The organism is Neokomagataea thailandica NBRC 106555 (assembly GCF_001598495.1).
Classification (GTDB): domain Bacteria; phylum Pseudomonadota; class Alphaproteobacteria; order Acetobacterales; family Acetobacteraceae; genus Gluconobacter; species Gluconobacter thailandicus_A.
On sequence record NZ_BCZB01000006.1, the window covers coordinates 1 to 13,216 of the forward strand.

The following is a 13,216-nucleotide window of genomic DNA, read 5'->3' on the forward strand; positions in this document are numbered from 1 at the left end:
CATCCTCTAGCCCGCCTGAACGTGCTTTGGCAGGGGTGGTTGTTGTTTTGTTTGGTGTTGCAGAAGGGTTTTGTATCGTTTTCTGTGTATTGTTTTGTGATAATTTTTGATTTTTATGTATATTTTCAGCATTGGCTGAAGTGAAGCAAAGTAATGCCGCAGAAGACATGTACATATATTTTTTTATATGCATCGAATTTTTCCGAGTTGTTGTCTGGTTTGCACATTTCAATTTGAAGACAGATAAACATTACTTATTGCTTATGTCTTCATAACGTCCTGTGCGGTGTGTTTGAGATATTTCAGGAGACTAAAAAAAACAACATGATTTATGTGAAGGTTTTATTTAGGTATTGATTTTTATTTCGTTTATTTTTTTTAAAAAAATTAATTGTAATACTTAAGTATAATTATAATTATTTCATATAATTTGTATAAAAAAATATATCTATGAAGAAATTACATTAATATGATTTTGATAAAAATAGAGTAGTTTATTATGAATTTTTATTTATTAATATAAAATATAATATATGGTTACATTATGTTGTGTGGGGGCGGGGCGTAAGAGAGATAAATCATTCGCTTCTGTTCTTTGCGCGCGAGTGTGACGCTGTCCAAAATGAGGCCGCAGGTGAATGATAGGGCGGAGAGTGTCATCAGGCCCGTGGAGAGTAGGGCGGTCGGTAGGCGCGGGACGAGACCTGTTTTTAAGTAGGTCAGGATGACTGGAGCGCCGAGGGCGATAGAAAGAAGGCCGAGAGAAAAGCCTAGCGTACTGAAAAAAAGAACGGGGCGTTCTTGCTTCACTAAGGTGAGGATTGTTTTTAAAATGCGAAAGCCGTCGCGGTAGGTGCGTAATTTTGAGGTGGAACCGGGAGGGCGCTCGCTATAGCGCGTGGGGAGCTCCCCAATGGGCATGCAGAGTTCAAGAGCATGCACGGTGAGTTCTGTCTCGGTTTCAAAGCCGGATGACAAGGCGGGGAAAGATTTCACGAAACGCTTGGAAAAGACCCGATAGCCGGACAGCATATCGGTAAGGCGGCGTCCGAAAATATGGGTGACGATACCGGTTAAGGCGCGGTTTCCGGTGACGTGGCCGCGCCGATACGCGCTGCTTTGATCAGTCACACGGGCGGCATTGACCATATCCAGGCCTTGGCTTTGTGCTAGGGCGAGGAGGCGTGGGGCGGCGGCTGCTTCATAAGTGGCGTCACCATCGACGAGGATATAATAATCAGCATCGATATCCGCGAACATGCGGCGGATGACGTGTCCTTTGCCTTGAAGCGTTTCGGTACGGATCAGGGCACCGGCCGCTTGGGCGACCGCAATGGTATTGTCGGTCGAGTTATTGTCATAGACATAAATTGGGGCGTCTGGCAGGGCGCGACGGAAGTCTTGGATGACCTGCCCGATGGCAACGCTTTCATTATAGCACGGAATAAGGACAGCGATGCGGGGCTGGTTCATAGTGGTCAGGCCTTAAGGCGTGGCGCTGAGGCGCGTGGTTGTTTCATCCAAGAGGGCCCGTATGGTGCGGGTGAGTGGGGTGCCATCGGTGTATTTTCGGCCGTAATGCAGGTTGAAGCGGTGGTCAAAATCGTCAGGGTTGGTGCCGTTGATATGTTGGGAGATGGTTTCGAGTTTATCGAAGGCTTTGGCGAGTTTTGCTTCGGGTGAGGTGGCGTTCTCGTAGTCATCCCAGAGGGCTAAAAAATCGGCTTTAAGGTCGTCCGGTAAGGTTTCCATGACGGTCAGTAGGTCGGTGCGTTCTTGCATACTTTTGGTGGCAGATGCGGTGAGTGAGGTTGCGGGAATATCGCCGTGAATAGCCTCACCGAGATCGTGTAGAATGCAGAGTTTGAAGAGTTTTGTAAGATCGATTTCTGGAGGGAGCTGGTCTGCGAATGTCATAACCATGAGGCATAAGCCCCAGCTATGCGCTGCGGTGCTTTCAGGCAAGCCATTGAGCGTATAGGCCCGGCGCAGTACGTCTTTTAGGCGCGAAGCTTCGCGCAGGAATGTCAGTCTTTTCTCGATGCTATGCTGAGAAATGTGGCTGTCTGCGGTATTGGTCGCGTCCATGGGTCCCCTTGGGCGTGCTGTACTGTGGGTGGTGGCATAGTGAGTAGTAATGACACGCCATAAAATTCTTATATTTATGAGGTATCTGACCCGGGCGAAGACGGCAAGGCTAAGGGGGTGTTTCTTGTGCTCCTTTGCGCGGCTGAGCGGCTGTGTATAGTGAGAGAAAGACCGTGACTTGCAAGACTGATGGACGAGATGGACGCTGATAAACCCCTTTCCCCGATTGAAACGGGATGGTTCCCGATTTCGGTGCGTATTGAAGGGGCACGTGTGTTGCTTGTGGGTGGCGGTGAAGTGGCCATTAATAAAGGGCGGCTCCTGTTAGATCACGGTGCGCGTATTGAGATTGTGGCGGATCGGTTGATCCCGGGTGTGCAGGAATGGGTTGATTCTGGGCAGGCACTCCATGTTGGTGGGCGTGTTGATGAGGCGCTTCTGGAGGGTTTAATGCCGGGGTGTCGCCTTGTTTATGCAGCGACGGATGATCGGGCGGTGAACCGCGTGGTAGCGGCGATGGCAGAGCGCATGGGTATTCCGGTATGTGCAGTGGATGACCCTGAGCCTTCGACCTTTATTACGCCAGCGCAGGTGCGGCGTGGTATGGTGCGTGTGTCGATTGCGACGGCGGGTGGCGCGCCAGTTTTGGCGCGGCGCTTGCGTCAAGAAATTGAGGCATGGTTGCCTGAAGGCACAGGGCGTTTGGCAGAGTATATGCAGTCTCGGCGGCCGCGTGTTTCAGCGCGCTGGCCAGAAACGCAAGACCGGAAGCGTGTTTGGGAAGATTTTTTGGATGGTCCGGGGGCTGATGCTGCACGCGCTGGAGATCACGTCGGGGCTGACTGTGTTTTACAGAGTTTGCTTGATGGTTATGGTCGGGCGGGAGAAGTGTGGCTTGTTGGAGCGGGGCCTGGGGACCCAGATTTGCTAACGCTGAAGGCGCTGCACTACATGCAGAATGCGGATGTTGTGCTGTATGATAATTTGTTGCCTGCGGCTTTATTGGGCCGTGTTCGCCGGGATGCTGAATTGATTTTCGTCGGTAAAAAGCGTGATCGGCATACTCTCCCACAATCTGAGATCAATGCAGAGATGGTGCGCCATGCGCGTGCGGGGCAGCGTGTTTTACGGTTGAAGGGTGGGGATCCCTTTATCTTTGGTCGTGGTGGTGAAGAAATTGAGTCTTTGCTGGAGGCAGGGGTACGTTTCCGGGTCGTACCGGGAATCACGGCGGCAAGTGGTTGTGCGGCTTATGCCGGTATTCCGCTCACACATCGTGATTGCGCGCAGGCGTGTTTATTTGTGACGGGCCATGCCAAAGCGGATGGGGTTTTGGATCTGCCGTGGGAGGACATGGCGGATCGCCGGCAGACGGTTGTGATTTATATGGGTATTTCATCTCTTCAGCGTGCGATGGATGGGCTGTGTGAGCACGGTTTACCGCATGATTGGCCTGCCGCTATTGTGGAGCGTGGTACGCAACCCGATCAGCGCGTTTTGATGGGAACTGTGGGGACATTGCCGCGCTTGGCGCTGGAGGCCGGTGTTGCCTCTCCCGCATTAGTGATTGTTGGCAAGGTGGTGGACCATCGGGTTTTGTCTCCTGAGGAGAGCGGGTCATGACGGCATTGCAAGATATTTTGCCGCGTATTGTTGATGAGATGCGGGGGGTAGTGGAACGCGGAACGGTGGCCAATTATATTCCGCCGCTTGCTTGTGTGGACCCGTCCAAATTTGGGATGGCTGTTGTTGAGGCGGATGGCACATTCCATCGTTTTGGTGATGCGGATGAGCCGTTTTCGATTCAGAGTGTCTCTAAGGTTTTTGGCCTGACCTTGGCTCTGGATGCTGTGGGTGACGGCTTATGGCAGCGCGTGCGGCAAGAGCCCTCAGGGAGTGCGTTTAACTCGATTATTCAGCTTGAGAGTGAGCACGGTATTCCCCGGAATCCGTTTATTAATGCCGGGGCGATTGTTGTATCGGATATTTTGGTATCGTGCTTCGGGCGAACGGGCGCTGAGGATGCGCTGCTAAACCTTTTGCGTCCGTTGGCGCGTGACCCTGCATCGGTCATGGTTGATCGGGAGATGGCTCAGCAAGAAGCGCAGACGGGGTTTCGTAATCTGGCCCTCGGGAACTACATGCGGAATTTCGATAATATCGTGAATCCTGTGGAGCAGACGCTCGATTTTTATTTTCATCAATGCGCGTTGACGATGAGTTGTGGTCAACTGGCGGAGATGGGGGCGTATCTCATGACGGGGGGAGTAAACCCCCTGACGGGAGAGCGTGTTATGTCAACTCGGCAGACACAAACGGTCCTCGCTTTGATGATGATGTGTGGCCATTATGATGGCTCAGGTGCTTTTGCTATTCGTGTTGGTTTGCCTGGGAAATCGGGTGTTGGCGGTGGGATTTTGGCTATTACGCCGGGTGTAGCCTCGGTTGCGGTATGGTCGCCGGGATTGAATGCGCAGGGAAATTCTCTGTTGGGGACTTTGGCGTTGGAGCGCTTGGTGCAGGAAACGGGGTGGAATGTGTTTCGGGCTTGTGGCCACACGGTTTAGAGGGCATTACCAATAGGTAATAAATGAATTATTGAAATAGATTATTATTTTAATAGATAGATTGTCTTCTATAAAATCATCCGTATCCAAGTAATGAATTAGGTTTATCAGGAAATGAGAAATATCATTTTTCTTTCAGTTTTATCACTGATCATGCATCCAGTTTATTCTTATGCAAGTACAAAAAATATTCCATTAAAAGCAGACCATTTTCCTTTTTTATTACAGGAGGTTTCGGGGAACCGTCCCATTATCCCCATAAAATTAGGAAGAGTGCATTATCACATGATGGTGCATGCTAATGCTGATTTTTATATGCAAATTAATCATTCGACCGCGCAAAGTGCTGACGTAATATTACGTTCTCACGTTGGGGCGTATGGAATACAGCAATCAGGAAAAATTAGCGCATTAGGGCGAGATGAAGGGATTTTACCATCATTTCAGGTGGGTCAAAATACTTGGCTCAACCAACCTGTTTCAGTATTTGAAACTCCGGCAGATGGAACCGGAATGCTTGGTTTGAAATGGATATCACAAAATAATGTAATTGTGGATTTTCCTGATCGTGAGATTTATTTAAATACGGATATTAATAAAAGTGTACGTCTTGAGAAGAAAATCAGGTCGATAGACTATCATGCGTTTAAGATGGATCATGATATTAAAAGCGGAAAATATTACCTTCCGGTCACAATAAACGGTATTACAAAAAAAATGGTCGTCAGTATGGTTGCTAGCCTTATTATTGATAGCAAATTTGCAGAGGAATCTGGTGTGCCTTTGGGTGCGGTGGCTGGAGATTCAGGCGGGCCGAGCGGTGCAGTGGAAAATAATTATTATTTAGGAAAGCCTGTTGCAATACAAATTGGCTCGTGGAAGGCGGCAGAGAGCCAAGATGGATTAATAGAAGATATTTACGCGTATCAGAAAAAATCTCGTCCAGAGCAGGGTAATAATTCTGAAGGTGGAGCGTTAGGCGCGGATTTCTTAATATCTCATCACGCAATCGTTGATTTTGGAAATTATACTTTGTATTTGAAATAAAAATTGTAATTCTATTATTTGGGTGGTGTTTAATCAAGGTGGTGGGAGCGACTGACGCGCCCCACCCCGGGAATGTATTCATGAAGCGGCCATTGGCATTAAGGCGCGGGCGTGATCGGTTGGCACAAGCCCCGATCTCGATCGCGAAAAGAGCGATTGACCGATCATGATTTCCAACTGGTGGATTTGCCGGCAGACTGTTGGCTGTGTCGTTCCCAGGGCGTGCGCTGCTCCGGACAGGGAGCCCGCATGATATGCGGCGGCAAAGCTTTGCCAAAGATGCCAGTCGATCTTATCCATACAAAAATGTAGATCTATTCTGCCATGATTGGCAATAGAGCGTGCCTAATGGAACTCCTATACTTCCGATATGACAAGCAGATGGAGATATGCTTGGGTTGTATTTCTCGTGCATATAGAAGGACGTATAGTGGCCGATATTAACTTCGATGCCCGAGACTTAGAGATCCAGCGCGGCAGCCACGATTTCTACCTGTTATAGTGGTTCGAACGGGGGCTCCAGATCGCCCTAGAGGTATCAGGCACCAAGTACTAGGCAGTGGACAGGCCATTCTACGCAAGAATCCAGAGCAAATTGACTTCTCGCTCCAAAGAGCGGGGCTTCTGTCACAAGCCCATGGTAAGTCAACGCCGGAAGCCGATAGAAATACTGCCTCGACCGCCTTACCCCATCAACGCCGGCTTGCGTTCGAGCTAGCGCGGATCGCTGCAAATTCTGAACCGGCGGACCAACCCGGCCACGTGTCGGAAAAGGCAAGATGATGTACCACCGCCCACGCAGCAGCGATGTCCTGAGCCGCGCCGCGCAAATCCCAAGTCTGGCTCCACGCATCGCAAGGCTGATGATAGCAGCGCCGGTATCCGGCCGCCCAACGCGCCCCTGCCGCTACCCCGCCATTTACGAGGTCGTAATCTCCGCTCATGCCCATGATGGGCAGAACCGGCACGCCGAGACGCGCAAACGGTAAGTGATCCGCTCGGTAAAATGCGCCTCGCTCCGGCTCGGCCTCGGGAGATGTGGTGCGGCCCTGCATCTTCGCTGCTGCCGCGAATGCATCCTGTAACTGATCCTGCCCGGCACCGACGATGAACGCGTTGCGAGCCGGGCCTGCCGTTTGGAGCACGTCGAACGTCACGTTCGCGACTGTCGTAGCGATGGGAAAAAGCGGATGCGCTGCGTACCAAGAGGAGCCGAGAAGCCCTCGCTCTTCACCGGTCCAAGCGGCAAAGACGAGTGTGCGATCCGGGCGTGGCCCTGTGACAAAGGCCCGGGCAACTTCGAGCACCGCCGCGATGCCCGCGCCGTCATCATTTGCACCGCGCCGGATGATCGTGTGACCGGCAGCATCTTGGCTCTCACCGAATGCGTCCCAATGTGCTCCGACGAGGATGGAATCATTCGGACGCGTCTTGCCGACGATTTTCCCAATGACGTTCTGGCTGACGAGATGTGAGACGGCGACTGGCATATCCACTGTCAGGCTCACCCCGTCGAGCGGGACCGGACGGAAATCCGGTGAACGGGCCTTCACCCGGAGAGCAGTCAGGTCTTGACCGGCGCTTTTGAACAGTGCGGCCGCTGCATCACCCTGAATCCAGCCGGCGATGGGTGGTGCTTCTTTATCCCCCTGATCTTCAAGCGCGTATTCCTCAGCACCCGGTGCGATGACCGTCGCCCATGGATAGGACGCGCCTGGTGTGTCGTGAACGATAATGGCGGCGGCAGCGCCCCGCTGTGCCGCTTCTTCATATTTGTAAGTCCAGCGGCCATAATAGGTCATGGCCCTCCCGCCGAACTTACCTGCGACCGCTTCACCGGCGGAAGCATCGAAATCGGGATCATTAATAAGGATGACCGCGATCTTCCCCTTGAGATCGACGCCTTTGAAATCGTCCCAGCCGCGTTCGGGCGCATGCACGCCATATCCTACGAACACAAGCTGCGCGTGGTCGAGAGACTGATGATTCTCGGGGTGAACGGTGAAGAGGCAGAGATCCTTGAACTGAACCAACGAACGACTTCCGTTTGGCACATTGAGGCGTACAGTCATCGCGGGCATCGGCTTTGTGCGGAGCATCGGGACGTTCTGCGTCCAGCCGCCCTTATCTCCCCCAGGCGCAAGGCCGAGTGCCTTGAACCGATCGATCAAATACGGGACCGTCACCTTCTCCCCTTCGGTTCCGGGCGAGCGCCCATGGAAGCCGTCGGAGGCAAGTGCGCGGATCGTCTCGGACAGGTGCGCCGGGTTGATCGGCGCGGTATCAACGGGAGCGGCCTTGCCAATGACTGGGAAGACAAAGAAGCAGGTAGCGGCAATACTTGCCAGCAGAGATGAGCGATGCTGTGTCATTCCGGAATCGTATCACTCATGCGACTAGTGCGCCATACCCTGCTATTGGTTCCGTACCGCAATCTGGAAAAAGCGATGCGCCTGCGTGGGAATTATCGGAGACTAAGCCTTGTATGCCACGCACCAAATCCGCTTTTGGGAAAGAAAAGAGCTACACTCCAATGCCCGAGACGATAGGCGGGAGTTGGCGCGGTTCGCCTAAAATTAGGTAAAACCTTACATTGCGCGTCGGCAATAAACGTCCAAAGCCTTCCCCAGATGCTGCATCAAGCTATGCACGGCGGGAACGCCGCGCAGGTCGCGATGTGTCACAATCCAGAAAGGCAACGTGGCCGGGATATAATCTGGCAGGATAGGCACAAGATTTGGGTCTTCCGACGCCACGGGGGCTTGGCAATACCCAACGCCCACGCCCGCTTGCAGGGCTGCAAGTAAGCCAGCATCGTCGCTACATTCAAAAGTGGGTTGCAAGCCCAGTTCAGTCAGGCGCCGTAAATGGATGGAAGACGCGATCAAACGATGCCCGGATAGTTCCGGCAGGTCAGACGGAAAACCATAACGACTCACATAGTCTTTGTGGGCATATAACTTGATAGGCACAAAGCCAATTTTACGCCCCCAGAGTTCCTGTTGGGTCGGTTCTGTATGACGGACGGCTATATCGGCGTCACGTTCGAGCACGTTCTCGACAGTATCGTTGAGGGAGAGCGTGATGCGTAGGGCCGGATGCGCATCGAGAAAAGTTACCAGAATCGATGGAAGGACCATCGTGCCGGTGATTTGGCTGGCGGTGATGGTTAGCGTGGTCGTTTGGGTGGCACTAGCGGACTTCGCTAAACGTTCGAGGGCATGTGCCTGATTGGTCATAGAGGCGGCCATTGGCATTAAGGCGCGGGCGTGATCGGTTGGCACAAGTCCCGATCTCGATCGCGAAAAGAGCGATTGACCAATCATGATTTCCAATTGGTGGATTTGCCGGCTGACTGTCGGCTGCGTCGTTCCCAAGGCCTGCGCTGCTCCGGACAGGGAGCCCGCATGATATGCGGCGGCAAAGCTTTGCCAAAGGTGCCAGTCGATCTTATCCATACAAAAATGTAGATCTATTCTGCCATGATTGGCAATAGAGTGTACCTAATGGAGCTCCTATACTTCCGATATGACAAACAGACGGAGATATGCCCGGGCTGTGTTTTTGTGCATATGGAAGGACGTATAGTGGCCAAATTACTTAGCCCACAGCGCAAAATTGAGACGCAGATTGAGATCAGAGCTTCGCCTGAACGTGTATGGTCCGTGTTGACGGAGATTACGGCCTATCCGTCCTGGAACCCATTCATCCGTGAACTGACAGGGCGGTTGGTGGTCGGTCAGAAACTCAGAATATGCCTGAGCGGCGGGGTGGTGTTCAAGCCCAGAGTCGTTACGGTTCTGCCTGGACAACGTTTGCAATGGATAGGGCGGCTCTGGGGTGTGCCGGGATTGTTCACAGGGGTGCATGATTTCGAAGTCATGCGAACTCAACACGGGTCTTTGCTCCGACAAAGCGAAACATTCTACGGGATGATGCTCTGGTTTTACGATGTGGAGAAAGTGCGGGTTGAATTTACCAAAATGAATGAGGCCCTTAAGATCCAGGCGGAAATGCCATGATAATCATTGTTGCGATCACATATCGTGCCGATTTCAGATTATCATGATGATGGTTTATGTGCGTTCCAGGGGATGGTCTTTTGCTCTTGGAGGGTCTGAGACGATAGGCGGGAGCAGGCGATAAATTTTCTCACGTCAGGTCGATGTTATCGTTCTTTTTCCTTTCGGATATATGACCGAGCGTGCGATAATTTTTTAACGAGATAGTGCGTCACAGGCCAGTGTCGGTTCGTCGCCAGGCTTTCCAGCGGCAATCCAGTCACGTTTGGTACGCAGGTAGTCGGCCATAACCCTCAGATCTTTGGCTTTGAGTTCGATCACCTGCAACTGCAAGTCCATCAGTTCCACGGTGCGTTCGCGGGATATGCCGGCCTGCTGCATCTCGTCCTTGACACTGGAGATTTCCTTGAGTGACATACCTAGGGACTGACTGAAACGGATCATCGCGGCGATCTGCACATCACGTTCTGTAAATTGTGCGTATGGATTACGCCCCCCCGACTGCCCGGCTTCAGGCGCAAGCAACCCCTTGCGAATATAGAACCGGATCGTTGAGATACCGAGCCCGGTTCGCCTTGAAAATTCTCCGATCAGCATGGGCTTCTTGTCCTTGACTATGAACCATGGTTCACACTTATAGACGAAAGCTCCTTTTTATGGAGCTTTTGACATGAATGAGTTTTCAACTAGTCAGACACCGCTTGCTTTCGTGACTGGTGCGACCGGTCTGCTAGGCAATAATCTGGTGCGTGCGTTGCTTGCGCAGGGCTTTCGTGTGCGTGCTTTGGTCCGTTCACCGGAGAAAGCAAAACAGCAATTCAATGGATTGACCATCGAGATCGTTACCGGCGACATGCTCGATGTGGAAGCGTTTGCACCAGCATTGGTAGGCGTTGACGTGATTTTCCACACTGCCGCTTATTTTCGTGATTCCTATACCGGAGGACGTCACTGGCCGAAGCTGCACGCTGCCAACGTAATGGGGACGCGTGCATTGTTGGAGCGGGCCTATACTGCAGGTGTACGTCGTTTCGTGCATGCCAGTTCGATCGCTGTATTGCGTGGACCGCGTGGTAAGGTCGTTGACGAGACCATGCTGCGCGATGAGCGCCATGCCGACGACTATTATCGCAGCAAGATCCTCGCTGATCAGGAAGTGTTAGGCTTCCTCGACCGCTACTCCGATTTTTGGGCTGCGATGGTCTTGCCGGGCTGGATGCATGGTCCCGGTGACATGGGGCCGACCTCTGCCGGGCAAACAATCCTCGACGTAGCGCGTGGAAAGCTTCCCGGTGTGCCGCCAGGGTCAGTCAGTCTGGTCGATGCACGTGACGTAGCGAAGGCGATGATCATAACGCATCGGCAGGGGCGTCGAGGCGAACGCTACCTTGCCGCCGGTCGACATTTTACGATGAAAGAACTCTTACCGTTAATTGGGGAAGCACTCAGCGTTGAAGTCCCCTCGAGGCGGCTGCCACTGGCCATGCTCTATACAGTTGCAATGCTCAGCGAGATCAAGGCGTGTCTGACCCGTAAACCAGTCTTGTTCAGTTGGGCCACCGCCCGTGCCTTATCGACTGAAAACGAACGGTCGCATTTCAGCGTAGCCAAGAGCGAAGCTGAGTTAGGTTTGATATTTCGTCCAGTTGCGGAAACTTTGTGTGACGAGATCGCCTGGTTTCGAACGAATGGGTGGCTACCCGATGATGAGAGAAAAGGATCTCGTTAAAGACAAGTGGGTGTTGATCCTGTTGGATATGCATGCGTCCGCAACGGGAAGGCGTCATCTGACGGAAGTCCGCTGCACGAACAGCGTATTCGCTTGATAGGATAATGATCTGTTTGCCCATCTTCCGAAAGGGTCAAAGCATCCTCGACGCCCACACCGAGTATCGAACTGTACTATCCAGCTTTGGACGTGTCGTGGGTTTTGTCGGGGTAGGTGCACCATGTTGTGGCGGTACAGTGCCAGCATTCTGGGCGGCGTGCTTTGCAGATATAACGTCCGTGGAGAATAAGCCAATGATGGGCTTGGCGGAGCAGATCTTTTGGGATGCGTTTGACGAGGCCATCTTCGACTTGACGTGTGGTCTTGCCCGGGGCGAGGCCAGTACGGTTTCCGATACGGAAAATATGCGTGTCCACGGCCATTGTGTCAGCGCCAAAGGCGACATTCATGACCACATTGGCGGTTTTGCGCCCCACGCCGGGCAGGGCCTCAAGGGCTTCTCGGTCAGAGGGGACGTCACCATTATAAAGGGTGAGAAGTTGTTCACTCAGCAGGGCGACGTTTTTGGCTTTGCTGCGCCATAGGCCAATGGTGCGGATATATTCGCCAATGGCATCTTCGCCGAGGGACGCCATGCTTTTTGCATCTGGTGCGCGTTCGTATAGGGCGCGTGTGGCTTTATTGACTGAAACGTCCGTGGCTTGAGCGGAAAGCACTACGCTGACGAGTAGCTCAAACGTATTGTTGTAGATCAGCTCGCTTTCAGCATTAGGGTTGGCTGCGGCGAGCGCGCGGATAAAGGCATCCACGGCTTTCAGGGTCATGGGTTTTGATGTGCGCGTGCGGGGTGTTGGGCTTTTAGTCGGGCTGGCCATGAAGGGGATTTTATGCGGTTGGGCTAGGTGCTGTCACGTTAATTATGTCGTGCCGAGCAGATCGTCTTGGGCGTTCTGCTCGGCATGAATGTGCCTATAGGGTGGTGTGCGGTAAATGTCTTTAAACGGTTAAAGTTGTGTTTGAAAAACCGCACAAAGCTTATTGCCCGTCGGGTCACGTAAATATGCGATACATTTACCGTCAGGGCGAATATGAGGTGGTGTTTCTGCGGATGTTCCACCATGTTTTATGCCGGATTCATGCCAAGCATAGACGGCCTCAACACTTGTGAGGGTAAAGCCAATCGTTCCGCCATTTGCGTAGGTGGCATCTGCGCCATTGATCGGTTTGGTAATGATAAAGCGCTGTGTGCCTTGGCGGTAAAAAGGGCGGGATAATGGGTCATATCCGTGCTCATCCACTGTGAGGTGCGCAAAAATGGCATCATAGAATTCTTTTGCTTTGGCTAAGTCATCTGCGCCGACGACAACATGGCTATACATATTTATGTTTCCTAATAATGGAGTGGATAAAATTTTTACGGATAATGCCTAGTTTATTTGTTGATTGTTCGAGACTTAATTTCTTTTGTTTTGGCGTCTATGAAAGATGCAATCGATAGACCTATGACAACGACAGCGAGCGATAAGGATAATATGAGTACGTCCATTTTTTCTCTTCGTGCCGACGTTTATTTTGATAGAAAATATGGATGTTTCGTTATTAAAAATATAATAAATTTATGTTTAATATGGACTGTAGTGTCGTTTTGATTTGATCAAATTTTATGGAATTCTTCCATGCTCTGGTGTTTGTGCGCGTAACCACTCAGCATCCGTTGCGCGGGCTTGTGCTTATCGGGCAATATGGCGCCAGTGTGTGCGCTC

At 51.9% G+C, this 13,216-nt stretch carries 14 protein-coding genes; 6 read left to right on the top strand and 8 right to left on the bottom strand.

Annotation, left to right across the window (positions count from 1 at the left end; translation table 11 throughout):
- Positions 1 to 537 precede the first annotated feature (537 nt).
- Together NTH01S_RS02970 and NTH01S_RS02975 are read right to left on the bottom strand one after the other, a co-directional pair.
- Positions 538 to 1,473: a glycosyltransferase family 2 protein gene (locus NTH01S_RS02970; RefSeq protein WP_068169243.1), complete on the bottom strand. Its 936-nt coding sequence runs from the start codon at positions 1,471 to 1,473 to the stop codon at positions 538 to 540.
- A 12-nt stretch (positions 1,474 to 1,485) separates the two neighbouring features.
- The gene (locus NTH01S_RS02975) at positions 1,486 to 2,088 is read right to left on the bottom strand and encodes an HD domain-containing protein (RefSeq protein ID WP_245642087.1); all 603 of its coding nucleotides are present in this window, start codon (positions 2,086 to 2,088) and stop codon (positions 1,486 to 1,488) included.
- A gap of 198 nt (positions 2,089 to 2,286) precedes the next feature.
- On the opposite strand from NTH01S_RS02975, the gene cysG reads away from it, so the two are divergent.
- The 3 genes from cysG to NTH01S_RS02990 all read left to right on the top strand — a co-directional run bounded on the left by cysG (position 2,287) and on the right by NTH01S_RS02990 (position 5,702).
- The gene (gene cysG / locus NTH01S_RS02980; protein WP_068169246.1) at positions 2,287 to 3,711 is read left to right on the top strand and encodes a siroheme synthase CysG; all 1,425 of its coding nucleotides are present in this window, start codon (positions 2,287 to 2,289) and stop codon (positions 3,709 to 3,711) included.
- On the top strand, positions 3,708 to 4,655 hold the full coding sequence (locus NTH01S_RS02985; RefSeq protein ID WP_068169249.1) for a glutaminase: 948 nt from the start codon (positions 3,708 to 3,710) through the stop codon (positions 4,653 to 4,655). The genes cysG and NTH01S_RS02985 overlap by 4 nt, the downstream gene beginning before the upstream one ends.
- A gap of 114 nt (positions 4,656 to 4,769) precedes the next feature.
- Complete coding sequence (locus tag NTH01S_RS02990) at positions 4,770 to 5,702, top strand: hypothetical protein (protein ID WP_157070843.1); 933 nt, start codon at positions 4,770 to 4,772, stop codon at positions 5,700 to 5,702.
- Between the two features lie 78 nt (positions 5,703 to 5,780).
- Here the strand turns inward: NTH01S_RS02990 and NTH01S_RS11535 are convergent, their stop codons facing one another.
- Positions 5,781 to 6,002 carry a helix-turn-helix domain-containing protein gene (locus NTH01S_RS11535; protein WP_084366906.1) on the bottom strand — a complete coding sequence of 74 codons (222 nt, stop codon included), beginning with the start codon at positions 6,000 to 6,002 and terminating at the stop codon, positions 5,781 to 5,783.
- A gap of 392 nt (positions 6,003 to 6,394) precedes the next feature.
- Positions 6,395 to 7,801, bottom strand: a complete 1,407-nt coding sequence (locus NTH01S_RS02995) for a M20/M25/M40 family metallo-hydrolase (protein ID WP_306307468.1) — start codon at positions 7,799 to 7,801, stop codon at positions 6,395 to 6,397.
- Positions 7,802 to 7,918: 117 nt separating this feature from the next.
- On the opposite strand from NTH01S_RS02995, the gene NTH01S_RS12040 reads away from it, so the two are divergent.
- Positions 7,919 to 8,059 (top strand): hypothetical protein, encoded by a 141-nt coding sequence (locus NTH01S_RS12040; RefSeq protein WP_245642092.1) that lies wholly within the window; start codon positions 7,919 to 7,921, stop codon positions 8,057 to 8,059.
- Positions 8,060 to 8,290: 231 nt separating this feature from the next.
- Here NTH01S_RS12040 and NTH01S_RS03000 read toward each other — a convergent pair whose 3' ends face one another.
- Positions 8,291 to 9,160 carry a LysR family transcriptional regulator gene (locus NTH01S_RS03000; protein WP_068169256.1) on the bottom strand — a complete coding sequence of 290 codons (870 nt, stop codon included), beginning with the start codon at positions 9,158 to 9,160 and terminating at the stop codon, positions 8,291 to 8,293.
- Positions 9,161 to 9,289: 129 nt separating this feature from the next.
- Between NTH01S_RS03000 and NTH01S_RS03005 the strand changes: the two genes are divergently transcribed.
- Complete coding sequence (locus tag NTH01S_RS03005; RefSeq protein WP_169802034.1) at positions 9,290 to 9,724, top strand: SRPBCC domain-containing protein; 435 nt, start codon at positions 9,290 to 9,292, stop codon at positions 9,722 to 9,724.
- A 195-nt stretch (positions 9,725 to 9,919) separates the two neighbouring features.
- Here the strand turns inward: NTH01S_RS03005 and NTH01S_RS03010 are convergent, their stop codons facing one another.
- Positions 9,920 to 10,321, bottom strand: coding sequence for a helix-turn-helix domain-containing protein (locus NTH01S_RS03010; protein ID WP_068169262.1), 402 nt, complete (start codon positions 10,319 to 10,321; stop codon positions 9,920 to 9,922).
- 73 nt (positions 10,322 to 10,394) lie between these two features.
- On the opposite strand from NTH01S_RS03010, the gene NTH01S_RS03015 reads away from it, so the two are divergent.
- Positions 10,395 to 11,453 carry an SDR family oxidoreductase gene (locus NTH01S_RS03015; RefSeq protein WP_068169266.1) on the top strand — a complete coding sequence of 353 codons (1,059 nt, stop codon included), beginning with the start codon at positions 10,395 to 10,397 and terminating at the stop codon, positions 11,451 to 11,453.
- A gap of 173 nt (positions 11,454 to 11,626) precedes the next feature.
- On the opposite strand, the gene nth is transcribed toward NTH01S_RS03015, so the two are convergent.
- Both nth and NTH01S_RS03025 read right to left on the bottom strand, forming a co-directional pair.
- Complete coding sequence (gene nth / locus NTH01S_RS03020) at positions 11,627 to 12,277, bottom strand: endonuclease III (protein WP_068169347.1); 651 nt, start codon at positions 12,275 to 12,277, stop codon at positions 11,627 to 11,629.
- Between the two features lie 180 nt (positions 12,278 to 12,457).
- On the bottom strand, positions 12,458 to 12,832 hold the full coding sequence (locus NTH01S_RS03025; RefSeq protein WP_068169267.1) for a VOC family protein: 375 nt from the start codon (positions 12,830 to 12,832) through the stop codon (positions 12,458 to 12,460).
- Positions 12,833 to 13,216 lie beyond the last annotated feature (384 nt).

Coding starts and splice junctions, on each gene's coding strand:
- NTH01S_RS02970 (WP_068169243.1), bottom strand. CDS start 1,473: ATGAACCAGCCCCGCATCGCTGTCCTTATTCCGTGCTATAATGAAAGC.
- NTH01S_RS02975 (WP_245642087.1), bottom strand. CDS start 2,088: ATGGACGCGACCAATACCGCAGACAGCCACATTTCTCAGCATAGCATC.
- cysG (WP_068169246.1), top strand. CDS start 2,287: ATGGACGCTGATAAACCCCTTTCCCCGATTGAAACGGGATGGTTCCCG.
- NTH01S_RS02985 (WP_068169249.1), top strand. CDS start 3,708: ATGACGGCATTGCAAGATATTTTGCCGCGTATTGTTGATGAGATGCGG.
- NTH01S_RS02990 (WP_157070843.1), top strand. CDS start 4,770: ATGAGAAATATCATTTTTCTTTCAGTTTTATCACTGATCATGCATCCA.
- NTH01S_RS11535 (WP_084366906.1), bottom strand. CDS start 6,002: ATGGATAAGATCGACTGGCATCTTTGGCAAAGCTTTGCCGCCGCATAT.
- NTH01S_RS02995 (WP_306307468.1), bottom strand. CDS start 7,801: ATGCTCCGCACAAAGCCGATGCCCGCGATGACTGTACGCCTCAATGTG.
- NTH01S_RS12040 (WP_245642092.1), top strand. CDS start 7,919: ATGGAAGCCGTCGGAGGCAAGTGCGCGGATCGTCTCGGACAGGTGCGC.
- NTH01S_RS03000 (WP_068169256.1), bottom strand. CDS start 9,160: ATGGATAAGATCGACTGGCACCTTTGGCAAAGCTTTGCCGCCGCATAT.
- NTH01S_RS03010 (WP_068169262.1), bottom strand. CDS start 10,321: ATGCTGATCGGAGAATTTTCAAGGCGAACCGGGCTCGGTATCTCAACG.
- NTH01S_RS03015 (WP_068169266.1), top strand. CDS start 10,395: ATGAATGAGTTTTCAACTAGTCAGACACCGCTTGCTTTCGTGACTGGT.
- nth (WP_068169347.1), bottom strand. CDS start 12,277: ATGACCCTGAAAGCCGTGGATGCCTTTATCCGCGCGCTCGCCGCAGCC.
- NTH01S_RS03025 (WP_068169267.1), bottom strand. CDS start 12,832: ATGTATAGCCATGTTGTCGTCGGCGCAGATGACTTAGCCAAAGCAAAA.